This window comes from Streptomyces sp. col6 (genome assembly GCF_008042035.1).
Classification (GTDB): domain Bacteria; phylum Actinomycetota; class Actinomycetes; order Streptomycetales; family Streptomycetaceae; genus Streptomyces.
The window spans coordinates 251,177-274,295 of record NZ_RDBL01000013.1 but is presented as its reverse complement, the minus strand read 5'-3'; the positions used below and the strand labels follow the sequence as shown (position 1 = coordinate 274,295).

Below are 23,119 nucleotides of genomic sequence, written 5' to 3'. Positions count from 1 at the left end.
CCGCGCCCGTCCCCCATCGCGCGACGCGTCCCCCGTACCCGCCCGCCATGAGCGCATCGGCCCGGCTGCGCGCCGCCGCAGCCGTAGCCTCGGCGCGGCCCGTGGTCCGTCGGCGGCGCCCCGGTCCGGAGCCCGCGGCCCGCAGGACGCGGCCGTCGGAAGCCGGGGCACGTCCGGGTCCGCTGGTTGCACGATGTGATCGGGAAGCCATGCCTCAAGACGCTAGGCACACACGCCAAAGCCCGCTGAGCACAAGCGATTTCAGTGGAAAATGGGCCCGATGTGGATAACTCCACCACTCCGGAGAGTGATGGAGCGCGGAGCCGCAGGCGTCGGAGCCGGCCGGCCACCGCGCCGCTTCAGCGCGGCGACACCACCGCGGCCAGCAGCCCCGGCCCGGTGTGCGCGCCGATCACCGCGCCCACCTCGCTGACGTGCAGGTCCACCAGTCCGGGCACGCGCTCCCGCAACCGCTCGGCCAGCCGCTCCGCCCGCTCGGGCGCCGCGAGGTGGTGCACGGCGATGTCCACGGCACCGCCGCCCGCGCGCTCCGCGACGATTTCCTCCAGCCGGGCGATCGCCTTCGAGGCCGTCCGGACCTTCTCCAGCGGCTCGATCCGGCCGCCCTCCAGCTGGAGCAGCGGCTTGACCGCGAGGGCCGAGCCGAGCAGGGCCTGCGCGGCGCCGATCCGGCCCCCACGGCGCAGGTAGTCCAGGGTGTCGACGTAGAAGTACGCGGCCGTGCCCGACGCGCGCTTCTCGGCGGCCGCCACCGCCTCGTCCGGACCACCGCCCGCCTCGGCGGCCTCGGCGGCCGACAGGGCACAGAAGCCGAGGGCCATCGCGACCATCCCCGTGTCCACCACCCGCACCGGCACCGGGGCGTCCTTGGCCGCGAGCACCGCCGCGTCGTACGTGCCGGAGAACTCCGCCGACAGGTGGAGCGAGACGATGCCGCTCGCACCGGCCTCCGCGGCCGCCCGGTAGGTGGCGGCGAAGACTTCCGGGCTGGGCCGGGAAGTCGTGACGGAGCGGCGTTTCTGGAGGGCCACCGCCAGCGAGCGGGCCGAGATCTCGGTGCCCTCCTCCAGGGCCTGATCGCCCAGGACCACGGTCAGCGGCACCGCGGTGATGCCGTGCCGCCGCATCGTGTCGGGCGGCAGGTAGGCCGTTGAATCGGTGACGATGGCGACATGGCGGGACATGAGCGGGAGGTTACCCGCAGGGGCGGGACCTCGGCAGTCCGACCCCGCACGAGTGATCGGTCGCGGTCATCTCGTATCGCATCCTGCCACCCCCCGGTCAGCGGTGGTCCCGGTGTTCCCCGGCGCGTCACGGCCGCGCACCCCGCGGGCGGCGCACGCCCCGGCACCGCTCAGTTCGAGGTCTCGCGACGGGCCGTCTTCTGCCACGGGTAGGTGGCGCTCTGCCGGGGATCCCGGGCGGTGATGGCCTCCGGCGCATCCGGCTCCGCGCTCCACTCCTCCGGCGCCTCCTGCGCCCGGCGCGGCCTCTGACCCGCGTCCCGGTCCGCCATCGGCTCCTCCGTGACCGTGGTCCAGTGCCGCAGCGCCCCGGCCTCCACGTCGATCTGTGCGTTGAGCGCCGAGAGCTCGTCGTCGGCGAAGTTGCGGGCCCGGTCCCGGGCCGCCCAGCGCAGTGAGTCGGCGGACCCGGTGATCCGTGCGGTGCGCTCCTTCAGGCCGGGAAGCCGCGAGGTCACCGTGGCCTTGTCGGGCTCGCGTTCCAGCGCCTTCAGTTCCGCGTCCAGCTCATGTCCGTGCACGCTCAGCCGGTCGAACAGGCCGAGGGACTCGGCGAGCGACGCGTCCTCGGCCGCGCCCGCCCGCAGTGCCTCCTGCGTGGCACGCATCGACGTACGCAGCGAGAGGCGCAGCTGTGCCAGCTCACCGCCGACGCCCGGCTGTCCGTAGCTCTTGGCCCGCAGGGTGGTGTCCTCGACGGTGCGGCGCGCCTGTGTGATCGTGCGGTCCACGCCGCGCCGGGCCGCCCCGACGACCTTGACGGTCGCGTAGACGCCCAGGGCCATGAAGGCGACGACGAGCAGCCCCAGGATCAGGATCACGGCTTCCATGAGCGCCCCTCGGGTGGTGTGACGGCCTCCGGTACAGGTTCACCGGTCCTCTCCACCGTAAACGGAACGGGCAGGTTGGGGGTTCCGTCGGAACCCCCAACCTGCCCGTAGGGGAAAGCCCTCACCCGCTCCCGTGACTAGGCGGGAACGATGTTCACCAGCTTCGGCGCGCGGACGATCACCTTGCGGATGCCCGCCCCGTCCAGCGCGGCGACGACGGCCGGGTCGGCCAGGGCCAGGGCCTCCAGCTCCGCGTCCGTGATCGACGGGGAGATCTCCAGCCGCGCCTTGACCTTGCCCTTGATCTGGACCACGCAGGTCACGGTCTCGTCCACGACGTACGCCGGGTCGGCCACCGGGAAGTCCTGGTGCACGACCGACTCCGTGTGGCCCAGCCGGCGCCACAGCTCCTCGGCGATGTGCGGGGCCAGCGGCGCCACCAGCAGCACCAGGGCCTCGGCGACCGGGCGGGGCAGCGGGCCGCCCGCCTTGGTCAGGTGGTTGTTCAGCTCGGTGACCTTGGCGATCGCCGTGTTGAACCGCATGCCGGCCATGTCGCCGCCGACGCCGTCGATGGCCTTGTGCAGCGCGCGCAGCGTGTCCTCGCCGGGCTCGGAGTCGACGACGGTGACCTCGCCGGTCTCCTCGTCCACGATGTTGCGCCACAGCCGCTGCAGCAGCCGGTACTGGCCGACGACCGCACGCGTGTCCCAGGGCCGCGACACGTCCAGGGGGCCCATCGCCATCTCGTACAGGCGCAGGGTGTCCGCACCGAACTCGGAGCAGATCTCGTCGGGCGTGACGGCGTTCTTCAGGGACTTGCCCATCTTGCCCAGGACGCGGGAGACCTTCTCGCCCTGGTAGTAGTACGCCCCGTCGCGCTCCTCGACCTCGGCGGCCGGGACGGCGATGCCGCGGCTGTCCCGGTAGACGAACGCCTGGATCATGCCCTGGTTGTACAGCTTGTGGAACGGCTCGGCGGACGAGACGTGGCCCAGGTCGTGCAGGACCTTGGACCAGAAGCGGGCGTACAGCAGGTGCAGCACGGCGTGCTCGGCGCCGCCCACGTACAGGTCGACGCCACCGGTCGGCTGCCCCTCGCGCGGGCCCATCCAGTACTCCTCGATGGCCGGGTCGACCAGCTTCTCGGAGTTGTTCGGGTCCAGGTAGCGCAGCTCGTACCAGCAGGAGCCGGCCCAGTTGGGCATGGTGTTGGTCTCGCGGCGGTACTTCTTCGGGCCGTCGCCCAGGTCCAGCGTGACGTTGACCCACTCGGCGTTGCGCGACAGCGGGGTCTCGGGCTGGGTGTCGGCGTCGTCCGGGTCGAAGGTGCGCGGCGAGTAGTCGTCGACCTCGGGCAGCTCCAGCGGCAGCATCGACTCGGGCAGCGGGTGGGCGATGCCCTCCTCGTCGTACACGATCGGGAAGGGCTCGCCCCAGTAACGCTGGCGGCTGAACAGCCAGTCGCGCAGCCGGAAGTTGACGGTGCCCTCGCCGACACCGTGCTCCTTCAGCCACTCGGTGATGCGCGCCTTGGCGTCGGCGACACCCAGACCGTTCAGCGAGATCTCGTCGTTGGCGGAGTTGACCAGCTTCGCGTCGTACGAGGCGAAGGCGTCCTCCCACGTCGAGGCGTCCGTACCGCGGTCGTCCGACGGCTCGACGACACAGCGCACCGGCAGCTCGAAGGCGCGCGCGAAGGCGAAGTCGCGCGCGTCGTGCGCCGGTACGGCCATGATCGCGCCGGTGCCGTAGCCCATCAGGACGTAGTCGGCGATGAAGACGGGGATCTGCTCGCCGCTGACGGGGTTGGTGGCGTACGCGCCGGTGAAGACGCCGGTCTTGTCCTTGGCCTCGGCCTGCCGCTCGACGTCGGACTTGGACGCGGCCTGCTTGCGGTACGCGGTAACCGCCTCGGCCGGGGTGGCGTGGCCGCCCGTCCAGACCGGGTGGGTGCCCTCGGGCCAGGCGGCGGGAATGATCCGCTCGACCAGCTCGTGCTCCGGCGCCAGCACCATGTAGGTGGCGCCGAACAGGGTGTCCTGGCGGGTGGTGAAGACGGTGACGCTGCCCGCGCCGTCGACCGGGAAGTCGACGCGCGCGCCCTCGGAGCGGCCGATCCAGTTGCGCTGCTGCAGCTTGATGGCCTCGGGCCAGTCCAGCCCGTCCAGGTCGTTCAGCAGCCGGTCGGCGTAGGCCGTGATGCGCATGTTCCACTGGCGCAGCTTGGCCTTGAAGACGGGGAAGTTGCCGCGCTCGGAGCGGCCGTCGGCGGTGACCTCCTCGTTGGCCAGCACGGTGCCCAGGCCGGGCGACCAGTTGACCGGCGCGTCGGAGGCGTAGGCCAGCCGGTACCCGCCCAGGACGTCGGCGCGCTCGGCGGCGCTCAGCGCGCTCCAGTCACGGCCGTCGGGGGTGGCGCGCTCGCCGCTCTCGAACTGGGCGACCAGCTCGGCGATCGGCCGGGCGCGGTCCGCCTCGGTGTCGTACCAGGAGTTGAAGATCTGCAGGAAGATCCACTGGGTCCACTTGTAGTACTCGGACTCGATCGTGGCGAACGAGCGGCGCTTGTCGTGGCCCAGGCCCAGCCGGCGCAGCTGCGCCGTCATGTTCTCGATGTTGGCCTCGGTGGAGATCCGAGGGTGGGTGCCGGTCTGTACGGCGTACTGCTCCGCGGGCAGGCCGAAGGCGTCGAAGCCCAGGGTGTGCAGGACGTTGTGCCCGGTCATCCGCTGGTGGCGGGCGAAGACATCGGTGGCGATGTAGCCCAGGGGGTGGCCGACGTGCAGTCCCGCGCCCGAGGGGTACGGGAACATGTCCATGATGAACTTCTTGGGCTTGGCGGCCAGCTCCGGGTCGCCCGCCAGGTCACCGGTCGGGTTGGGTGCCTCGTACGTTCCCTCGGCGTCCCAGAAGTCCTGCCAGCGTGCCTCGATGTCGGCGGCCATCGCTGCCGTGTAGCGGTGCGGCGCAGCAACGTCGGCTGCGGAATTCGTCTCGCTCATGATCCTCAAAGCTCCATCGATCGTCATCTGCCGGCGCCCACGTCGTACGGACACACGTCCACGGAAACGAAAAATCCCCTCGCACAGGAGGGGACGCCGCGCTGATGCCGACCAGGCATTCTCACCGGTCGGGACTGATCAGCGCGGCTCGCTAAGCAGAAGGCCTACGGCACGCATGGCGTCAGGGTACCGCACGGAGCCGGTCCGCCTCCGGGCAGTGGCCGGAGGTGAGACCCGTACACACAGAACGGCGGGCCATCCGATCCGGATGGCCCGCCGTTCCTTCTTCGCTGTGGAGCTAAGGAGAATTGAACTCCTGACCTCTTGCATGCCATGCAAGCGCTCTACCAACTGAGCTATAGCCCCTCGCTGCGCCGCCCGGTCTCCCTGGCGACATCGAGAACAGTACCGGTCCCCCGGGCTGTCCACCAAATCCATTCCGGTCCGCCCGGTTTTCACCCGCCGGAGAGGGGGAAGCGGTCAGGCCGTGGCGAAGGAGTAGAAGCGTTTGAGCGTGCAGTGCTCCTCCAGGAGCCGGCCGTAGATCGGCTCCCCCTCGAGTTCCCGGTAGGTCTCGATGGGGTCGCCTTTTATGATCAGCGCCCGCGCGCACTCCTCGCACCAGTACTGGTAGTCCGCGTTGACCGGATCCATGTCCCTGACGATGGGCGTACCGCTGCCGCACCAGTCGCACTTCCGCCTGTGTGCACCCATGGATCAGCTCCGGCTCCGGTGGAGGAAAGGCGGCGTCGGGACCTCGTGGCGGCTCCCAGGCATCGCGCACACCCTCCCGTTCGGTCCGTCGCCCCCTCCGGCGGTCCGATTCTGCCATGACCCCGCAAGGGGGTCAGCCCGCCGGAGTCGCCGCCCGCCGCCGACGCCGTACGAGCCCAGCCGCGGCCCCCGCGCAGGCCGCCGCGACGAGGACCAGTTCGCAGATCCACAGCGCGTGACCCGAGCCCTGCGGCCCCGGTGCACCGAGGCGGTTGAGGTAGAGGGTGCCGATGGTGGCGACGCCGATGACCTGGCCGAGCTGGGTCACGGTCACCAGGACACCACTGGCGTCGGCGGCGTCCTCGGGCCGTACGTTCGCCAGGGCGCCCGCGAGGTTCGGGCTGAACGCGAGAGCCATACCCGCGCCCATCAGCACGAAACCCGCGTACAGCACGAGGCCGCCGCCGTCGCCGCCCCGCAGCACCAGACCGATCACGACCTCGCCGGCGGCCATCACCACGAAGCCGCCCGGGACCAGGGCCCGTTGCAGCCGTGCGGGCCACCGCCGCCATGTCAGCCCGGCCGCCCCGAAGGCCGCCGCGGTCGGCGCGCACATCAGCCCGGCGCGCAGTGCCGAGTGACCGAGGCCGCCCTGGAGGTGCAGGGTCAGTGTGAAGAGGAAGCCCGCGTTGGTGGCCATCACGAGCAGGATGCGCACCGAGGCCACGGCGATTCCGGGCAACCGGAGCACCCGGGGCGCGATCAGGGGCGCACCGCCCCTCGCGGCGAGCCTCGTCTCGTACGCCACGAAGCCGGCGAGGACCACCGCGCAGGCGAGCAGGCAGATCCAGGTCCAGGCCGGCCAGCCCAGTTCCTGGCCGAGCACCAGTGGGACGGTCAGCAGGGTGACGCCCACAGCGAGCACGACCAGGCCCACCGGGTCGAACCCGCGTGCCCGCGCCTCGCGCCGGGCCTGCCCGGTACGAGGCTCCCCCGGCAGCACACGAGCGCCGAGCACCAGCAGAACGAGCCCGATCGGCACGTTGACCAGGAAGACCGGCCGCCAGCCCGCCCCGAACAGGTCGACGCTCACCAGCACCCCGCCCACGACCTGCCCGGCGGCGGCCCCCGTGGCCAGCACGGCACTGTAGGCGCCGATCGCGCGGACCCGCGCCGCCCCGGTGAAGTGCTGCTGGATCAGGCTGAGCACCTGCGGGATCATCACCGCGGCGCCCACCCCCTGGATCACCCGGAACGCGATCAGCTGGCCCGAGTCCGCGGCCAGTCCGCAGGCGAGCGAGGCCGCGGTGAAGACCGCGAGTCCGGCCAGATGCGCGCGGCCGTGGCCGAACACGCCGCCGAGCCGGGCACCGGCGACGAGGAGGACGGCGTACGAGATGGTGTATCCGGCCACCACCAGCTGCAATCCGGCCCCGGACGCGCCGAGTTCGGTCCGGATCGTCGGGGCGGCGACGTTGACGATGAAGATGTCGAGCATGGCCATGAACTGGGCCGTGAGCACCACGGCGAGCAGCCGTGCGGGTGCTTTGTCAGTGGCGGGAGCTTTACTGGTGACGGAGCGTGAGGCCGCCGTCTCGGAGGTCGCGGTCATGCGTTCCAGGCTGGTCCCGGACGCATACGGGTAACGAGAGCCCGCTGATGCTGGTACTGACAGCACCTGGCAACTCCCGTGCGCAGCACCGACGATGGGGGCGTGACGACGGTGACGACACAGCAGCACACGCGGCGGGGCGGGCCGGCGACGGGCAGGCGGCCGGAGCTCGCCGCCTTCCTGCGCAGCCGCCGGGCCCGGGTGACCCCGGCCGACGTGGGCATGGCCCCTGGGTTACGGCGCCGCACGCCGGGGCTGCGCCGCGAGGAGGTCGCCCAGCTCTCCGGCGTCGGTGTCACCTGGTACACGTGGCTGGAGCAGGGCCGCCCGATCAACGCGTCGCCGCAGGTCCTGGACGCCGTGGCCCGGACGCTGCGGCTGGACCCGCCGGAGCGCGAGCACCTCTACGAGCTGGCCGGGGTCGCCTTTCTGCCGGGCCGGGAGTCCGACATCGTCGAGGTCGGCGAGGAGATCCAGGGCATCATCGACGCCCTCGACCCGCTCCCCGCGGTCGTCTACAACGCGCGCTACGACGTGCTGGCGACCAACCCCGGCTACCGCGACCTCTTCGGCATCCCTCCCATGAAGGGAACCCGGGTCCGCAACGCCCTGTGGTCGCTGTTCACGGCCCCGGAGGACGACTGTCCCGTCGTCCACCGCAGCCAGGAGCTTCCCCTGATGGCGGCGACCCTGCGCAGCGGTTACGGACGCCATGTGGGCGAGCCGGCATGGGAGACGTTCATCGAGGCGCTGTCGGAGGCCAGCCCCTACTTCGCGCAGCTGTGGCGCAGCGGGGACGTCCTGCCGCCGGGGCGGCGCGTGAAGGTCTTCCGGCACCGGGCGGTGACCGGCGAGATACGGATGACGTCGGTGTCACTGACGGTCAACGGGCTGCCGGAGTGCCGGATCGTCACGTACACGCCGGCCGACGAGGAGAGCAGGCGACTGCTCGCGGTCCTGCGGACACAGCGTCGGGGCCCTGCGGCCCGCCCCTGATCGCGGGAGCCGTACATGCGGAAATCCCGCCCCCTGGTGGGGGCGGGATTTCCGATTGTGGAGCTAAGGAGAATTGAACTCCTGACCTCTTGCATGCCATGCAAGCGCTCTACCAACTGAGCTATAGCCCCGCTGTCCGCTGTGTTTCCCTGCGCTTGTGCGCTGCGAACAAGAAGAACTTTAGCCTGTGACCAGCCGGAAAGTGAAATCCGGCCCCTGCCGCCCGGAGCGGCCGGCGGCGACCGGGTCAGGTGTCGTCGCCGAGCACCGGTTCCGGCAGGGTGCCGGCGTTGTGTTCCAGCAGACGCCAGCCGCGGGCGCCCTCGCCCAGCACGGACCAGCAGCAGTTGGTGAGCCCGCCGAGGCCCTCCCAGTGGTGTGCCTCCAGGCCCAGCAGCCGGCCGATGGTGGTCCGGATGGTGCCGCCGTGGCTGACGACGACCAGCGTGCCGTCGTCGGGCAGCTTCCCGGCGTGCCCGAGGACCACGGGGGCGGCCCGGTCGGCCACCTCGGTCTCCAGCTCGCCGCCGCCGCGCCGCACGGGCTCGCCGCGCTTCCACGCGGCGTACTGCTCGCCGTACCGCTCCACGATCTCCTCGTGGGTCAGCCCCTGCCAGGCACCCGCGTAGGTCTCGCGCAGGCCCTGGTCGTGCACCACGTCGATCCCGGTGAGCGCGGCGAGCTCGGCGGCCGTGGCCGCGGCCCGCCGCAGGTCGGAGGCGACGATCGCGTCCGGCTTCAGCGAGGCGAGCAGCCGGGCGGCCCGGCGTGCCTGCGCGACGCCGGTCCCGGTCAGCTCGATGTCCGTGGAGCCCTGGAAGCGGCGCTCCAGGTTCCACGCGGTCTGGCCGTGGCGCCAGAGGACGATCCGGCGGCCCCTGCCGCTCCTGCTGCCGTTCAGTTCTGCTCACCTTCCGTGCCGCCATGGAGCTCCGCGTGCTCGGCGGCCTTGCCGCGGGTCTTCACGGCGTCCTCGGGCAGGGCGATCTCCGGGCAGTCCTTCCACAGGCGCTCCAGCGCGTAGAAGACGCGCTCCTCGCTGTGCTGGACGTGGATGACGATGTCGACGTAGTCGAGGAGGATCCACCGGGCGTCGCGGTCGCCCTCACGGCGGACCGGCTTGGCGCCGAGGTCCTTCTGGAGCCGCTCCTCGATCTCGTCGACGATCGACTTGACCTGGCGGTCGTTGGGGGCCGAGGCCAGCAGGAAGGCGTCGGTGATCGACAGCACGTCGCTGACGTCGTAGGCGATGATGTCGTGCGCGAGCCGGTCGGCAGCCGCCTGGGCGGCGGCGTTGATGAGCTCGATGGAGCGGTCAGTGGCGGTCACAAGCAGGCTTTCGTCGTCGGTCGGATAGACCCCTAGGGTCTCACGGGGAACCGTCGGCGCACGCAGCCGTATTCCGGGGCCGCCCGAGAGCCGCGCGCCTGCCTCGCGGGAGGAGGGCCCGGGGCCCTCCTCCCGCCGCCCGTCACTCGATCTTGAAGTCCTGGCCGAGGAGGACGGACACGTCCGCGTTCCCGGCCGGCTTGCCCTTCTTCACCGTGCTCGTCGGCAGTCCGAGGGTCTTGGCGACCTGGGTCGCCTTCTCCTTGTCGGCCGCCTCGGCGTAGACCACCTGCGAGGAGGCGACCGCGTCGGCCTTCCCGCCGTTGACGAAGGCGAAACCGCCGTTGACCAGCTTGCCCCGGGCGGACTCGGTGCCGCCCGTGTCACCGGTGGCGTTCTTGATCCCGACCCGGACCACCCCGTCCGCGGACGGAGCCTTGACCGTGCCGCCGAGGATGTCCTTGACCACGCTCTCGGTGGCCGCGTCGGTCAGTGTGCCGTCCTCCTGGACCGGCAGCAGCGCGGTCTTGTAGTCGCCGATCTTGGCGTGCTCGGCGAGCTTGGCCAGCGAGGCCCCGAGGTCCTTCTCGGGCAGCGACGGGTCGAGGATCTGGGCCAGCGTCTGAACGGTGACCGTGGCGGCCTTCGGGTCGTCGGAGATCTTCCGCAGGACCCCGCGCATGACCTGCCCGAACCGCATCAGCTGCTTGGCCTCGGCCTCGCCGGGCCCGCGGTACGTGGCGTACGCGACGGCCATCGGACCGCTGAGGGTCTGCGCCTCGCCCTTCTTCACCAGGTCGCCGGAGCCCTTCTTGGCGCCCGGCACAGCCGTGTCGGTGTCGATGTCGATGTTGCCGACGAGGTCGACGAGGTTCTCCAGGTACGGGGTGTCGAGCCGCCAGGTGCCGCCGATGTCCGTGCCGAGCAGGGTGTCCAGGGACTCGCGGGTCCCGGAGGTGCCGTCGTCGTCGACCGACTTGCCGAGCGTGGTGGTGGTCCCGTCCTCGTCGGAGACGGCGAGGGAGTTGGGGAGCAGGACCGTGGTCCCCTGCTTGGTGGTGACGTTGTCGACGAGCAGGGCGGTGGAGGTGCCGCCGTTCTTGGTGTCGTGGAGGTGCACCACGATGACGTCCCGGCGCTGCGGACCGGTCGTCGCGGTGTTCTCCTTCTCGCCGCCGGACAGACCGGGGATCTTGTCCGCCGACCACAGGTAGCCGACGCCGCCGAGCACGGCCAGGACCGCGACGACGATCAGCGCGACGATCCGGTTGCGGCCCCGGCGGCGCGCCTCCTCGCGGCGCTCGCTGCGGCTCTCGGTGAACTTGAGCCAGTCGATGACGTCCTCGGAGTCCTCGTCGGGCTCCTCGATGAAGGCGAACTGCTCGGTGCGGTAGTCCTCGCCGCCGCGGCGCTGCCCGGGGACGGCCGCCTCCGGCGCCGGCTGCGGCTCGGGCTCCCGCGGCGGTGCCGGAGCGGGGGCCGGGGGCGGGGCCTGCTGCGGTATGCCCCACTGCTGGGTCGTGTCGACCGCGGCGGGCTGCTGCCCGGTGTCGTACGCGGCCTGCTGTCCGGTGTCGTACGCGGGCTGCTGTCCCGTGTCATAGCCGTACGGGTCGTAGCCGTAGCCCTGCTGCGGGGCCTCGGCGGACCGGTCCGCGTAGGGGTCGTACTGCTGCGGCGGGGCGGGGGGCTGCTGCTGGGCGTACGGGTCGTAGCCGTACCCCTGCCCGCCCTGCGGCGCCTGCTGGGGAGGCTGCTGCGGCTGCCGGCCCTGGTACGGCTGCTGCTGTTGCTGCGTGTACGGGTCGTACTGCTGCTGACCCGGCTGCTGGTACACCGGCTGCCCGTACTCGTCGTAGCCGATGATCTGCGGCTGCTGGTAGTACGGGTCGTACGGGTTCTGTCGGTCGTTCACCGGTGCCCCTTTCCGTGGCTCACTCGCCGCGGTACAGCTGGCGCTTGTCGATGTAGCGGACCACACCGTCGGGCACGAGGTACCAGACCGGCTCCCCCTGGGCGACCCTCGCGCGGCAGTCCGTCGAGGAGATCGCGAGCGCGGGGACCTCCACCAGGGAGACGCCCCCCTTCGGCAGCCCGTCGTCCGTGAGCACGTGGCCCGGCCGGGTCACACCGATGAAGTGGGACAGCGAGAACAGTTCGTCGGCGTCGCGCCAGGTGAGGATCTGGGAGAGTGCGTCGGCGCCGGTGATGAAGAAGAGATCGGCGTCGCCGTGGACGTCGCGCAGGTCCCGCAGGGTGTCGATCGTGTACGTGGGGCCCTTGCGGTCGATGTCGCTGCGGCTGACCGAGAACTGCGGGTTGGACGCCGTCGCGATGACCGTCATCAGATAGCGGTCCTCCGCCGGGGAGACGTGCTTGTGGCTCTTCTGCCACGGCTGCCCGGTCGGCACGAAGACCACCTCGTCGAGGTGGAACTGGGCGGCCACTTCACTGGCCGCCACCAGGTGTCCATGATGAATCGGGTCAAACGTCCCGCCCATCACGCCGAGTCGGCGTTTTCCGCGGCCGGTAGGCACTTCCTGCTCTCCCATGCGTGCAGAGCCTACTGGCACAGCTGTACGCCTCGGCCTCAGCGGTCGCGGTTGAAGCGCGTGGTGATCCACAGAAGGAGGAGAAGCACGACAAAGGCACCGCCACCGGTGAGGTAGGGGCTGAGGCTTTCGTGATTGCCGCCGTGCTCGCCCTCTGCGGCGACGGTGACCAGCTGCTGTGCGGTGCTCGTGAGGCTCATCTTCGGCAGGACCTATCGATCGGGAGTCGGGGGAAGACGTCGCGGACATCGTATGCGGGTGCCCCGGGCACGCTCACGCCGACTCAGTCGTTGTTGTCGTCGTTGCGGTATCCGCGCAGCAGGAACCAGGCCAGCAGGGCGGCTCCGAGGAGGGAGACGACGAGCACGACGCGGATCGTGTTGCCCGGCCCCTGGTCCTCGGATGCGGCGGCGAACAGAGCAACTGCGTGCGGCATGTCGGGCGTCTCCTCAGTTATCCACAGCCCCCCGCACACCGTAGCCCCAGCACCTAGGGTGGACGGCGTCAGGGGGGCGAGCGACGTCTCGTACGAACACAGGGGGCCCATTCATGACCGACAGCCACGAGAACCGGGGCGGCGTGCCGAGCAGGCAGCGCACGCGATTCCCGGGCATCTCCTCCCGCGCCTACGAGCACCCTGCGGACCGCTCCGCGCTGGTGGCGCTGCGCAAGCTGAGCGGCTTCGACACCGTCTTCAAGGCGCTGAGCGGCCTGCTGCCGGAGCGCAGCCTGCGACTGCTCTTCCTGTCGGACTCCGTCCGGGTGAGCGACGCCCAGTTCGTCCACCTCAACGACATGCTCCGCGACGCCTGTTACATCCTGGACCTGGAGAAGGTCCCGCCGATGTACGTCAACCAGGACCCCCGGCCCAACGCCATGTGCATCGGGCTCGACGAGCCGATCATCGTGGTGACCACCGGGCTGGTGGAGCTGCTCGACGAGGAGGAGATGCGGGCGGTCATCGGCCACGAGGTCGGCCACGCCCTGTCCGGTCACGCGGTGTACCGGACGATACTGCTCTTCCTCACCAACCTGGCGCTCAAGGTCGCCTGGATCCCGCTGGGCAACGTCGCGGTCATGGCCATCGTGACGGCGCTGCGCGAGTGGTTCCGCAAGTCGGAGCTGTCGGCGGACCGGGCGGGGCTGCTGGTCGGCCAGGACATACAGGCGTCGATGCGCGGTCTGATGAAGATCGCCGGCGGCAACCACCTCCACGAGATGAACGTGGACGCGTTCCTCGCCCAGGCCGACGAGTACGAGAAGTCCGGGGACCTGCGCGACTCGGTGCTCAAGATTCTCAACGTGCTCCCGCGCTCGCACCCGTTCACCACGGTCCGGGCGGCCGAGCTGAAGAAGTGGTCGGAGACCCGCGAGTACCAGCGGATCATGGACGGCCACTACCCGCGCCGCGACGCGGACAAGGACACCTCGGTGACGGACGCGTTCAAGGAATCCGCCTCGCATTACGCCGATTCGGTGCGCAACAGCAAGGACCCGCTGATGAAGCTGGTCGGCGACCTGGCCGGGGGCGCCGGGGACCTGGGCGGGAAGCTGCGGGACAAGTTCACCGGCGGGGGCGGCTCCAAGGGCGGTGCTACGGACGGCTCCGGGCAGCCGTCGGGGACGGAGGGCCCTGAGGGCTCGCAGGGGCCCCGGACGGAAGGGAGCTGACCTCCAGCGTCCCGCAGAGCGCGGCGACGGGCCGGCCCGTGGCGTACGGGTCGGTGCCCGCCGGGCCGCGCGAAACGGCCCGCTCGCCCGCGAGCAGCGGCCGCAGGGCGCCCGAGGTGTCGGCCGGGCAGGACTGCGGCCCCGCCTGGAGGTAGCTGGTCTGCACCTCCAGCCGGTGCAGCCGCAGGTCCTCCCGGTCGAACCGGAAGCGCATCTCCCGCCGCACGGTGAACAGGGAGGCGCCGCCCTTCGGCCGGGGGCCGGAGACGGCGGGGCGCAGCGCGTACGTGAAGGTGTGGTCCGACACAACCTCCAGGGCGTCGGAGCCGGTCTGGGTGTAGCGCAGGGTGCCCCGGACCCGGATCTCGGGGTCCGCTTCGACACGGGCCGGGTCGAAGCGGACGAGCCAGCCGGTGGCGGCGTGCTGCCCGTCGTCGTAGGGCTCGTCGACGCTGCGGTCGAACTGCTCCATCTGGTCCGGGTCGAGCAGCGACTCCACGGGGCGCACGGCGTTCCCGCCGAGCACGTCGGGGTCGAGCGAGGAGGCCACCAGGTAGTCCTTGACGGTGGCCAGGGCGGCGCTGACCTGGCTCTCCGAGAAGTCGGCGGTGGCTCGGGCGGGCGGCGGGCTGATGCCGTCCCTGCCCTTCGCGTAGTGGGCGGCGGGGCTGCTCGCGAAGAGGGCGGCGGGCGTGCCTCCGGGCACGCTGGTGCGCGGGGCCAGGGGGACGAGGGTCATCCGCAGCGGTTCGGGCCGCCGGGCGGCCGGGGTCTCGTAGGGGTGGCTCAGGCCCATGAAGACGGCCGTGCCGAAGGCGAGCGCGATCAGGATCATCAGGGCGATGGCGATCCGGGAGCCGCTGCGGAAGGCCCGCCCCGGCAGGCTGCGGACGGCGTGGGCGTGCTCTCCCATGCGCTCCTGGGCGGAGAGCTCCTGCAGCCGGGCGGCCCGTACGAAGGACTCGTCGAAGACGAGTGAGCCGTACTCGTCGTCCTGGCCGCTCGCACCGTTCTCCGCCGGGCCATCGGGTGGGTCGCCGCGGTCTGCCATGACTTCTCCCGACTCCGTGAGAAGTCCCCTCTTCGAGCGGAGGAGGGGTCATACATTCAGGGTGGGTCGATCACGACGACGGTAAACGCGGTGGCGCCCGGGAACCACCGGGGAGTTTCGGTCGGGGGCCGTTCTGCGCCGGCTGGGGGATCAGGGCGTGCGCGGGACGGCGGAGACCATCGGGCGGGAGTAGTCGTCCGCGTCCGACGGGGCGGAACCCGGGCCGGGGCCGGGCGCGCTGTCCACGCCGGTGGTGGCCGGCGGCGGGATCTGGTCCTGCCGGTCGCCCGAGCTGTTGCGGTAGACGGCGCTGAAGGCCAGCGCGACCATGCCCACGCCCATCAGGACGGCCAGCAGCCAGGCGACCGGCCGGTGCCAGCGGGCGGCGCCCCGGTAGGGACGCAGGGAGCCGCCGTGGCGCCCGTAGGGCCCGTGCTCGTAGGTGCCGTCGTCGTCCGCGTCCAGCGGGTCGCCGTAGCCTCCGGGCCCGTAGCCCTCGTCGTACAGCTCGTCGTCGAGCGGACCGCCGCGGACGCCCGCGCGCCGGGCGTCGGCCTCGGCACGTGCCTCGGCGGCCGCCAACAACCGCTCCACCGCGGTCGGTTCGTGGAACTCGGCGGCCCGTACGAAGTCCTCGTCGAACACCACGGAGGCGAAGTCCTCGTCCGCGCCCCCGCGGTCGTCGTCGGGCTCCCGGCCGTTCGGATACGGCCTGCCCCCCACGTCGTCCGGCACGGTTTCAGACTAGCCCCGGCGGCCCGCTTTGGGCAGGGAGACGGCGGATTCGGCGCGCACGGGAATCAGCGCACGTGGCCGTCGCCGGTGACGATGTACTTGGTCGACGTGAGTTCCGGCAGGCCCATGGGGCCCCTGGCGTGCAGCTTCTGCGTGGAGATGCCGATCTCCGCGCCGAATCCGAACTGGCCTCCGTCGGTGAACCGGGTCGAGGCGTTGACGGCCACCGTCGTGGAATCCACCAACTGGGTGAAGCGGCGGGCCGCGGCCTGCGAGGTGGTGACGATCGCCTCGGTGTGGCTGGAGGACCAGAGCCGGATGTGCGCCACGGCCGCGTCCAGCGACTCCACGACGGCCGCCGCGATGTCGTACGAGAGGTACTCGGTCTCCCAGTCCTCGGCCGTCGCCGCCACCACGGTGGCCTTGGAGCCCTCGGCGTACTCCAGCACCCGCTCGTCGCCGTGCACGGTCACGCCGGCCTCGGCCAGGGCGTCCAGAGCGCGCGGCAGGAAGGCGTCGGCGATGTCCTTGTGGACGAGGAGGGTCTCGGCGGCGTTGCAGACACTGGGGCGCTGGGCCTTGGAGTTGACCAGGATCTCCACGGCCATGTCCAGGTCGGTCTGCGCGTCGACGTACACATGGCAGTTGCCGGTGCCGGTCTCGATGACCGGGACCGTGGACTCCTCGACCACGGTGCGGATCAGGGAGGCGCCGCCGCGCGGGATGAGCACGTCGACGAGGCCCCGGGCGCGCATGAGTTCGCGCACCGAGTCGCGGCTCTCGCCGGGCACCAGCTGCACCGCGTCGGCCGGCAGCCCGGAGCCGCCCACCGCGTCGCGCAGCACCCGCACCAGGGCGGTGTTCGAGGAGAAGGCGGAGGACGAGCCGCGCAGCAGGACGGCGTTGCCCGACTTCAGGCAGAGGGCCGCGGCGTCCACCGTCACATTGGGCCGGGCCTCGTAGATGATGCCGACCACGCCGAGCGGCACCCGGACCTGGCGCAGGTCGATCCCGTTGGGCAGGGTCGAGCCGCGCACGACCTCGCCGACCGGGTCGGGCAGGGCGGCGACGTCCCGTACGTCGGCGGCGATGGCGCGGATGCGCTCGGGGGTGAGGGTCAGCCGGTCGACGACGGATTCGCTGGTCCCGGCCTCACGGGCGCGCGCCACGTCCTCGGCGTTGGCCTCGAGGATGTCGCTCGTCCGTACCTCCAGCGCGTCCGCGATGGCCAGGAGCGCGTCGTCCTTCGCCGCGCGCGGAAGTGGCGCGATGTCGGCGGCGGCGGAGCGGGCCCGGTAGGCGGCCTGGGCCACGGGAGACATGTTGTCGTACGGCGAGAGCGTGGTCATGCCCGCAGAGTAGTGCGCACACTGCGGGCATTCCGCACGCATCCCGTGATGCGAGACGGCCGTCCCACCGGCGGCGGCCGGGTCAGTACGGGTGGACGCCGACCGGGGCGGCCGGGGGCGGTCCGTACCCCTCGGCGACGCGCTGGTGGTAGGTCTCGCGGTCGATGACTTCGAGGCCGACGATGGCCCAGGGCGGCAGGCCGGCGCTGGAACGGTGCTCGCCCCACAGGCGCAGGGCCACCGCCGCCGCGTCGTGCAGGTCGCGGGCCTCCTCCCAGTAGCGGATCTCCGCGTGGTCGTTGGCATAGCGGCTGGTCAGCAGGAACGGGTGGTCGTGCGCGAGCTGTTCGAGCCCGCGCCGGACCTCCTTCAGGGGGAACTCGGTCCCGGAGACGCAGAGGGTGATGTGCCACAGCTTCGACGGGGTGTGCTCCTGGCCGGCCGGTCTCGGCTCCGGCCGGGCGGTGCGCTCGTCCCTCCGGTCGGCGGGCCCGCTCCCGTCGAAGCCGGCCCCCGCTCCCACGCTGGTCAGGGTGCGGCCACCCGTTCCTCGGGGCGGCGCCCCCGGGCGCGCTCGTCTCACCGGCGGCCTCCTGTGATGTGTTGCTTTTGCTGTACCCCGCAGTTTCCCTGCTACAAAGTGGACCAGCCCGCGGCCCGGTGTGGGGCGGTTTTCGTGAAGGTCTCTGTCCGATGGCTGGACTTTCAGCCGTTTCAGGGGTGCGTCAGCCGTGCAGGACGACGAGATCGTCCCTGTGTACGACCTCGCGCTCGTAGGCGGGGCCGAGGTCCCGGGCGAGGTCCCGGGTGGAGCGGCCGAGGAGCTGCGGCATCTCCTTGGCGTCGAAGTTGACGAGCCCGCGGGCCACCGGCCGGCCCCGCAGATCGCGCAGCTCCACCGGGTCGCCCGCGGTGAACTCGCCCTCGACCGCCGCGATCCCGGCGGGCAGCAGCGAGCTGTGGCGCTCCACGACCGCCTGCACCGCCCCGTCGTCCAGGGTCAGCGAGCCGCGCGGGGTGGAGGCGTGGGCGAGCCAGAGCAGCCGGTCGGCGGACCGGCGGCCGGTGCGGTGGAAGTAGGTGCCGGTGTCGCGGCCCGCGAGGGCGTCGGCGGCGTGGCTGGCGGAGGTCAGGACGACGGGGACGCCGGCGGCGGTGGCGATCCGGGCGGCCTCGACCTTGGTGACCATGCCGCCGGTGCCGACGCCCGCCTTGCCGGCGCTGCCGATGCTGACCCCGGCCAGGTCGGCGGGGCCGGTGACCTCGGCGATGCGGGTGGTGCCGGGGATGCTCGGGTCGCCGTCGTAGAGGCCGTCCACGTCCGAGAGGAGCACCAGCAGGTCGGCACGGACCAGGTGGGCGACGAGCGCGGCGAGCCGGTCGTTGTCGCCGAACCGGATCTCGTCGGTGGCGACGGTGTCGTTCTCGTTGACGACCGGCAGCGCGCCCATGTCCAGGAGCTGGTCCAGGGTGCGGTACGCGTTGCGGTAGTGGGCGCGGCGGCTGGTGTCGTTGCTGGTGAGCAGGACCTGGCCGACCCGGACGCCGTAGCGGGCGAAGGAGGCGGTGTAGCGGGCGACGAGCAGTCCCTGGCCGACGCTGGCGGCTGCCTGCTGGCGGGCCAGGTCCTTGGGCCTGCGGTGCAGTCCGAGCGGGGCGAGTCCGGCGGCGATGGCCCCGCTGGAGACGAGGACGACCTCGCGTTCGCCGCCGTCGCGGACCTTGGCCAGTACGTCGACGAGCGCGTCGACCCGGTCGGCGTCGAGGCCGCCGGCGGCGGTGGTGAGGGAGGAGGAACCGACCTTGACCACGATCCTGCGGGCTTCCGTGACGCCCTGCCTTGCCCCTGACACCCGCATCCCCCAAGGTTCGCTCGCTGGACCCCGCAATCTACGCGAGAGGGGAATCCGGCGCCTTCGCGTTCCGTACCGTGGACCCGGTTTCGTACCGGTTGGTCCCGTTCCGTGTCTGTTCGCCCGCCGGACTCGTTGGGCCGAGGTACGGGGCCGGCAGGAGGCCCCGCGGACTGCGAAGAGGATGTGATCGCATGCGCCGGCTCTCCGTTCCCGGGGCCTGGGTGCACGAGCCCCAGGTCTTCCCGGACGGCCGCGGCAGCTTCCACGAGTGGTTCAGGGCCGCGGACCTGGAGGCCGCGGCCGGGCACACGCTGGGGCTCGCTCAGGCCAACTTCTCCACCTCGCGGCGGGGCACGCTGCGCGGGATCCACTTCGCCGACGTGCCGCCGGGCCAGGCGAAGTACGTGAAGTGCGTGCGGGGCGCGGTGCTCGACGTGATCGTGGACGTACGGACCGGCTCGCCCACGTACAAGCGGTGGGAGGCGGTCCCGCTGGACGACACCGGCCACCGGGCGGTCTACCTGGCGGAGGGGCTCGGCCACGCCTTCATGGCGCTGACGGACGACGCGTGCGTGCTGTACCTGTGCTCCGAGGGCTATGCGCCGGAGCGCGAGCACGGCATCGACCCGCTCGACCCGGACCTGGGCATCGAGTGGCCGTCGGACATCGCGCCGCTGCTGTCCCCGAAGGACGCCTCGGCCCCGAAGCTGGCCGAGGCCGGAGAGCGGGGACTGCTGCCCTCGTACGAGGCGTGCGAGGCGTACTACGCGCGGCTGCGGGCGGGTGGTCCGGCGGTCCCGGGGGTCAGGACGGAGGAGCCGTCGCTCAGTCCGTCCGGGCGCTGAGCGGGGCGTTCGGCGGCGAGCAGGGCGGGAAAGGCCTCGGCCAGCGCCGTACGCCAGTCACGGAGGGGGGCGATCCCGGCGGCCGTGAAGCGGTTGTGGCCGAGCACGCTGTACGCGGGCCGGGGCGCCGGGCGGGCGAAGGCGGCGCTGCTGGTCGGGCGGACGCGGTCCGGGTCGGCGCCGAGCAGCCGGAAGACCTCCCGGGCCAGGCCGTACCAGGTCGTCCGGCCGCCGCTGGTGCCGTGGTAGACGCCCGCCGGTGCGGTGCCGTCGAGCGCGGCGCGGCCCAGCAGGACCAGCTGTGCGGCGAGATCGGCGGTCCAGGTGGGCTGTCCGCGCTGGTCGTCCACCACGTCGAGGGTGTCCTTGACGGCTTCCAGTTTGATCATCGTACGGACGAAGTTGGCGCCGCCCGCCCCGTAGAGCCAGGCGGTGCGCACGACGTGGCCGGTGCTGGGCAGGGTCTCCAGGACCGCGCGCTCGCCGGCCAGCTTGGTGCGTCCGTAGGCGCTGCGCGGGGCGGTCGGGGCGTCCTCCGGGTAGGGCCGGTCCGCGTCGCCCGCGAACACGTAGTCGGTGGAGACATGCAGCAGGACGCTGCCGTGGGCGCGGCAGGCCTCGGCGAGGACGGCGGGCCCGGTCCCGTTGACGCGCAGCGCCTCCGCCTCCCGGCCCTCCGCCTCGTCGACGGCGGTCCAGGCGGCACAGTTGACGACGACGGCGGGCCGGTGGGCGGCGAACACCTCGCGCACGCGGGCCGGGTCGGCGATGTCCAGGGCCGCGCGGTCCGCCGCGACGGTGGTGACGTCCGCGCGGGCGAGGGCGGCCGTCAGGTCCCGGCCGAGCATGCCACCGGCCCCGGTGACCAGCCAGCGCGGGCTCACAGGGCGGCCCTCTCCTTGAGCGGCTCCCACCAGGAGCGGTTCTCGCGGTACCAGCGCACGGTCTCGGCGAGGCCGGCCGCGAAGTCCTTGCGGGGCGCGTAGCCCAGCTCCTCGCGGATCTTCGTGCAGTCCACCGAGTAGCGGCGGTCGTGGCCCTTGCGGTCCTCGACGTGGACCACGTCGGTGTCCCAGTCGGCGTCGCAGGCCTCCAGGAGCAGCCGGGTGAGCTCCTTGTTGGAGAGTTCGGTGCCGCCGCCGATGTTGTAGACCTCGCCGGGGCGGCCCTTGGTGCGGACGAGTTCGATGCCCTGGACGTGGTCGTCGATGTGCAGCCAGTCGCGGACATGGGCGCCGTCGCCGTAGAGCGGGACGGGCCGGCCCTCCAGGAGGTTGGTGACGAAGAGCGGGATGACCTTCTCGGGGAAGTGGTGGTGGCCGTAGTTGTTGGAGCAGCGGGTGACACGCACGTCGAGGCCGTGGGTGCGGTGGTACGCGAGGGCGATGAGGTCGCTCGACGCCTTGGAAGCGGAGTACGGGGAGTTGGGCGCGAGGGGTTCGTCCTCGGTCCAGGAGCCCTCGTCGACGGAACCGTAGACCTCGTCGGTGGAGACATGGACGAAGGTGTCCACGCCCGCCTCGTGCGCGGCGTGGACCAGGGTGTGGGTGCCGGTGACGTTCGTACGGACGAAGGCGGCGCCGCCGTCGATGGAGCGGTCGACGTGGGACTCGGCGGCGAAGTGCACCACCTGGTCGTGCCCGGCCATGAGCCGGCCCACCAGTTCCGCGTCGCAGATGTCCCCGTGCACGAAGGCGAGGCCCGGGTGGTCCCGGACCTCGTCCAGGTTGGCCGGGTTGCCCGCGTAGGTCAGGGCGTCGAGCACGGTGACGGAGACGTTCCCGGGGCCGTCCGGGCCGAGCAGCGTGCGGACGTAGTGGGAGCCGATGAAGCCGGCGCCGCCGGTGACGAGGATGCGGGTGGGGGTCATGAGGAGATCTGCACCTTGCTGTGGTCGCCGAGGACGAGTCGGTGGGCGGAGGGGCTGCGGGGCGCGGGCGTCACCTCGACGTCATGGCCGATCAGCGAGGCCTCCACGCGCCGCACCCCGTCGATGGACGCGCCCCGCAGCACGATGGAGTACTCGATCTCGCTGTCCTCGATGCGGCAGTTGCGGGAGACCGAGGTGAACGGGCCGACATAGGCGTCGCTGATCACCGACCCGGTCCCGATGATGGCGGGCCCGACGATGCGGCTGCGGGTGACCCGGGCGCCCGGTTCGATCAGCACCCGGCCGATGATCTCGCTCTCGCCGTCGACGTAGGCGCCCTCGGTGCACGGCTCGACGCTCTCCAGCACGGTCCGGTTGACCTCCAGCATGTCCGTGACGTTGCCGGTGTCCTTCCAGTAGCCCCGGATGACGGTGGAGCGCACGTCGCGTTCCCGGTCGATCAGCCACTGGAGGGCGTGGGTGATCTCCAGCTCGCCGCGCCAGGAGGGCCGGATCGAACGGACGGCCTCGTGGACGGCCGGGGTGAAGAGGTAGACGCCGACGAGCGCGAGATCGCTCTTGGGGTGCTCGGGCTTCTCCTCCAGCGCCACCACCCTGCCGTCCCCGTCCAGTTCCGCGACGCCGAACGAGGTCGGGTCGGGCACATGGGTCAGCAGGATCTGCGCGTCCGGCCGGTCCGCGCGGAACTCCTCGACCAGACCCGCGATCCCGCCGACGATGAAGTTGTCGCCCAGGTACATCACGAAGTCGTCGTTCCCCAGGAAGCGCTGGGCGACCAGGACCGCGTGGGCGAGACCCAGGGGTTCGGACTGCGGGATGTAGGTGACATCGATACCGAAGCGCGAACCGTCCCCCACCGCCGCGCGGATCTCCTCCTCGGTGTCGCCCACGATGATGCCGACCTCGGTGATACCGGCTTCGGCGATGGCCTCCAGGCCGTAGAACAGCACCGGTTTGTTCGCCACCGGCACCAGCTGTTTGGCCGAGGTATGGGTAATGGGACGAAGCCGGGTGCCCGCCCCACCGGAAAGTACGAGAGCCTTCACAGTTTCTGCCCCCACGATGAGATGTGGCCGATGAGATGGCGGTCCTGTCGCAGCCGTGACCTCCGGCCGACCTTACTGAGATTCGCCCGCACTTCCGTGACAAAACGGCTCCGGCCCACCCGTTGCGGCACATCCGGCGCGCTCTCGCACCTTTCTTTGCTCCGGGCGAGTGAATTCATGGACATGGCAAAGGGTTGCGCGCGGGCGCTCGTTTCTCACGAAGCTTTCACGTCCGTCTCATCGTCCGACTGGCCGCATTCCCTACGGTGGCTCTCGAAATCCCCGCTCCTTCGCGCACCCCGGCCGAAAGCCGCCGCCCCCACGGCGCACACAAGAGCCCGAGCTCTTTTGGAGTCCCACCCGTGCCACCTC

22 protein-coding genes and 2 tRNA genes are annotated in these 23,119 nt (G+C 71.6%); 3 read left to right on the top strand and 21 right to left on the bottom strand.

Features of this window, described 5'->3' with window-relative positions:
- Positions 1–359: 359 nt before the first annotated feature.
- The 6 genes from EAO73_RS17820 to EAO73_RS17795 form a co-directional block, all read right to left on the bottom strand.
- Positions 360–1,205 carry a DegV family protein gene (locus tag EAO73_RS17820; RefSeq protein WP_147972536.1) on the bottom strand — a complete coding sequence of 282 codons (846 nt, stop codon included), beginning with the start codon at positions 1,203–1,205 and terminating at the stop codon, positions 360–362.
- 170 nt (positions 1,206–1,375) lie between these two features.
- A complete protein-coding gene (locus tag EAO73_RS17815; protein WP_147972535.1) occupies positions 1,376–2,095 on the bottom strand; it encodes a hypothetical protein in 720 nt (239 codons plus the stop codon).
- Between the two features lie 137 nt (positions 2,096–2,232).
- Positions 2,233–5,100, bottom strand: coding sequence for a leucine--tRNA ligase (leuS, locus tag EAO73_RS17810; RefSeq protein ID WP_147972534.1), 2,868 nt, complete (start codon positions 5,098–5,100; stop codon positions 2,233–2,235).
- A 293-nt stretch (positions 5,101–5,393) separates the two neighbouring features.
- A tRNA-Ala gene (locus tag EAO73_RS17805) sits at positions 5,394–5,466 on the bottom strand.
- A gap of 114 nt (positions 5,467–5,580) precedes the next feature.
- Positions 5,581–5,814 (bottom strand): hypothetical protein, encoded by a 234-nt coding sequence (locus EAO73_RS17800; RefSeq protein ID WP_018103228.1) that lies wholly within the window; start codon positions 5,812–5,814, stop codon positions 5,581–5,583.
- A 133-nt stretch (positions 5,815–5,947) separates the two neighbouring features.
- Positions 5,948–7,426 (bottom strand): MFS transporter, encoded by a 1,479-nt coding sequence (locus tag EAO73_RS17795; protein WP_224756353.1) that lies wholly within the window; start codon positions 7,424–7,426, stop codon positions 5,948–5,950.
- Between the two features lie 102 nt (positions 7,427–7,528).
- On the opposite strand from EAO73_RS17795, the gene EAO73_RS17790 reads away from it, so the two are divergent.
- Positions 7,529–8,422: a helix-turn-helix transcriptional regulator gene (locus EAO73_RS17790; protein WP_147972532.1), complete on the top strand. Its 894-nt coding sequence runs from the start codon at positions 7,529–7,531 to the stop codon at positions 8,420–8,422.
- A gap of 58 nt (positions 8,423–8,480) precedes the next feature.
- Here the strand turns inward: EAO73_RS17790 and EAO73_RS17785 are convergent.
- From EAO73_RS17785 to EAO73_RS36010, 7 genes are all read right to left on the bottom strand, one after another.
- Positions 8,481–8,553: transfer RNA gene (locus tag EAO73_RS17785), tRNA-Ala, on the bottom strand.
- 116 nt (positions 8,554–8,669) lie between these two features.
- A complete protein-coding gene (locus tag EAO73_RS17780) occupies positions 8,670–9,323 on the bottom strand; it encodes a histidine phosphatase family protein (RefSeq protein ID WP_147972531.1) in 654 nt (217 codons plus the stop codon).
- On the bottom strand, positions 9,320–9,751 hold the full coding sequence (rsfS, locus tag EAO73_RS17775) for a ribosome silencing factor (protein ID WP_147972530.1): 432 nt from the start codon (positions 9,749–9,751) through the stop codon (positions 9,320–9,322). Before rsfS ends, EAO73_RS17780 begins: the two co-directional genes overlap by 4 nt.
- A gap of 142 nt (positions 9,752–9,893) precedes the next feature.
- A complete protein-coding gene (locus EAO73_RS17770; RefSeq protein ID WP_147972529.1) occupies positions 9,894–11,666 on the bottom strand; it encodes an LCP family protein in 1,773 nt (590 codons plus the stop codon).
- Between the two features lie 19 nt (positions 11,667–11,685).
- Positions 11,686–12,303: a nicotinate-nucleotide adenylyltransferase gene (gene nadD, locus EAO73_RS17765; RefSeq protein WP_147972528.1), complete on the bottom strand. Its 618-nt coding sequence runs from the start codon at positions 12,301–12,303 to the stop codon at positions 11,686–11,688.
- A gap of 38 nt (positions 12,304–12,341) precedes the next feature.
- A complete protein-coding gene (locus EAO73_RS36015) occupies positions 12,342–12,503 on the bottom strand; it encodes a hypothetical protein (protein ID WP_191134123.1) in 162 nt (53 codons plus the stop codon).
- Between the two features lie 83 nt (positions 12,504–12,586).
- Positions 12,587–12,739, bottom strand: coding sequence for a hypothetical protein (locus EAO73_RS36010; RefSeq protein WP_191134122.1), 153 nt, complete (start codon positions 12,737–12,739; stop codon positions 12,587–12,589).
- Positions 12,740–12,852: 113 nt separating this feature from the next.
- Here EAO73_RS36010 and EAO73_RS17760 point away from each other — a divergent pair, with 113 nt between their 5' ends.
- Positions 12,853–13,974 (top strand): M48 family metallopeptidase, encoded by a 1,122-nt coding sequence (locus EAO73_RS17760; protein WP_147972527.1) that lies wholly within the window; start codon positions 12,853–12,855, stop codon positions 13,972–13,974.
- Here EAO73_RS17760 and EAO73_RS17755 read toward each other — a convergent pair.
- From EAO73_RS17755 to proB, 5 genes are all read right to left on the bottom strand, one after another.
- A complete protein-coding gene (locus tag EAO73_RS17755) occupies positions 13,898–15,025 on the bottom strand; it encodes a hypothetical protein (protein WP_147972526.1) in 1,128 nt (375 codons plus the stop codon). The two genes, EAO73_RS17760 and EAO73_RS17755, sit on opposite strands and share 77 nt — an antisense overlap.
- Before the next feature lie 150 nt (positions 15,026–15,175).
- Positions 15,176–15,760, bottom strand: a complete 585-nt coding sequence (locus EAO73_RS17750; protein WP_147972525.1) for a hypothetical protein — start codon at positions 15,758–15,760, stop codon at positions 15,176–15,178.
- Positions 15,761–15,825: 65 nt separating this feature from the next.
- Entirely contained in the window at positions 15,826–17,109 is a 1,284-nt protein-coding gene (locus EAO73_RS17745; protein WP_147972524.1) for a glutamate-5-semialdehyde dehydrogenase, read from the bottom strand.
- A gap of 82 nt (positions 17,110–17,191) precedes the next feature.
- Entirely contained in the window at positions 17,192–17,692 is a 501-nt protein-coding gene (locus EAO73_RS17740; protein WP_147972523.1) for a hypothetical protein, read from the bottom strand.
- A 142-nt stretch (positions 17,693–17,834) separates the two neighbouring features.
- The gene (gene proB, locus EAO73_RS17735) at positions 17,835–18,968 is read right to left on the bottom strand and encodes a glutamate 5-kinase (RefSeq protein WP_147972522.1); all 1,134 of its coding nucleotides are present in this window, start codon (positions 18,966–18,968) and stop codon (positions 17,835–17,837) included.
- Between the two features lie 188 nt (positions 18,969–19,156).
- Between proB and EAO73_RS17730 the strand changes: the two genes are divergently transcribed.
- A complete protein-coding gene (locus tag EAO73_RS17730) occupies positions 19,157–19,810 on the top strand; it encodes a dTDP-4-dehydrorhamnose 3,5-epimerase family protein (protein ID WP_147972521.1) in 654 nt (217 codons plus the stop codon).
- On the opposite strand, the gene rfbD is transcribed toward EAO73_RS17730, so the two are convergent.
- The 3 genes from rfbD to EAO73_RS17715 are packed head-to-tail and all read right to left on the bottom strand — an operon-like array spanning position 19,729 to position 22,747.
- Positions 19,729–20,694: a dTDP-4-dehydrorhamnose reductase gene (rfbD, locus tag EAO73_RS17725; protein WP_147972520.1), complete on the bottom strand. Its 966-nt coding sequence runs from the start codon at positions 20,692–20,694 to the stop codon at positions 19,729–19,731. The two genes, EAO73_RS17730 and rfbD, sit on opposite strands and share 82 nt — an antisense overlap.
- On the bottom strand, positions 20,691–21,680 hold the full coding sequence (gene rfbB, locus EAO73_RS17720) for a dTDP-glucose 4,6-dehydratase (RefSeq protein ID WP_147972519.1): 990 nt from the start codon (positions 21,678–21,680) through the stop codon (positions 20,691–20,693). Before rfbB ends, rfbD begins: the two co-directional genes overlap by 4 nt.
- A complete protein-coding gene (locus tag EAO73_RS17715) occupies positions 21,677–22,747 on the bottom strand; it encodes a glucose-1-phosphate thymidylyltransferase (protein ID WP_147972518.1) in 1,071 nt (356 codons plus the stop codon). The genes rfbB and EAO73_RS17715 overlap by 4 nt, the downstream gene beginning before the upstream one ends.
- Between the last annotated feature and the right edge of the window lie 372 nt (positions 22,748–23,119).

Excerpts from the sequence above, each read along its gene's own strand:
- EAO73_RS17820 (WP_147972536.1), bottom strand. The coding sequence starts at position 1,205 with ATGTCCCGCCATGTCGCCATCGTCACCGATTCAACGGCCTACCTGCCG.
- EAO73_RS17815 (WP_147972535.1), bottom strand. The coding sequence starts at position 2,095 with ATGGAAGCCGTGATCCTGATCCTGGGGCTGCTCGTCGTCGCCTTCATG.
- leuS (WP_147972534.1), bottom strand. The coding sequence starts at position 5,100 with ATGAGCGAGACGAATTCCGCAGCCGACGTTGCTGCGCCGCACCGCTAC.
- EAO73_RS17800 (WP_018103228.1), bottom strand. The coding sequence starts at position 5,814 with ATGGGTGCACACAGGCGGAAGTGCGACTGGTGCGGCAGCGGTACGCCC.
- EAO73_RS17795 (WP_224756353.1), bottom strand. The coding sequence starts at position 7,426 with ATGACCGCGACCTCCGAGACGGCGGCCTCACGCTCCGTCACCAGTAAA.
- nadD (WP_147972528.1), bottom strand. The coding sequence starts at position 12,303 with ATGGGAGAGCAGGAAGTGCCTACCGGCCGCGGAAAACGCCGACTCGGC.
- EAO73_RS36015 (WP_191134123.1), bottom strand. The coding sequence starts at position 12,503 with ATGAGCCTCACGAGCACCGCACAGCAGCTGGTCACCGTCGCCGCAGAG.
- EAO73_RS36010 (WP_191134122.1), bottom strand. The coding sequence starts at position 12,739 with ATGCCGCACGCAGTTGCTCTGTTCGCCGCCGCATCCGAGGACCAGGGG.
- EAO73_RS17760 (WP_147972527.1), top strand. The coding sequence starts at position 12,853 with ATGACCGACAGCCACGAGAACCGGGGCGGCGTGCCGAGCAGGCAGCGC.
- EAO73_RS17755 (WP_147972526.1), bottom strand. The coding sequence starts at position 15,025 with ATGGCAGACCGCGGCGACCCACCCGATGGCCCGGCGGAGAACGGTGCG.
- EAO73_RS17745 (WP_147972524.1), bottom strand. The coding sequence starts at position 17,109 with ATGACCACGCTCTCGCCGTACGACAACATGTCTCCCGTGGCCCAGGCC.
- proB (WP_147972522.1), bottom strand. The coding sequence starts at position 18,968 with ATGCGGGTGTCAGGGGCAAGGCAGGGCGTCACGGAAGCCCGCAGGATC.
- EAO73_RS17730 (WP_147972521.1), top strand. The coding sequence starts at position 19,157 with ATGCGCCGGCTCTCCGTTCCCGGGGCCTGGGTGCACGAGCCCCAGGTC.
- rfbB (WP_147972519.1), bottom strand. The coding sequence starts at position 21,680 with ATGACCCCCACCCGCATCCTCGTCACCGGCGGCGCCGGCTTCATCGGC.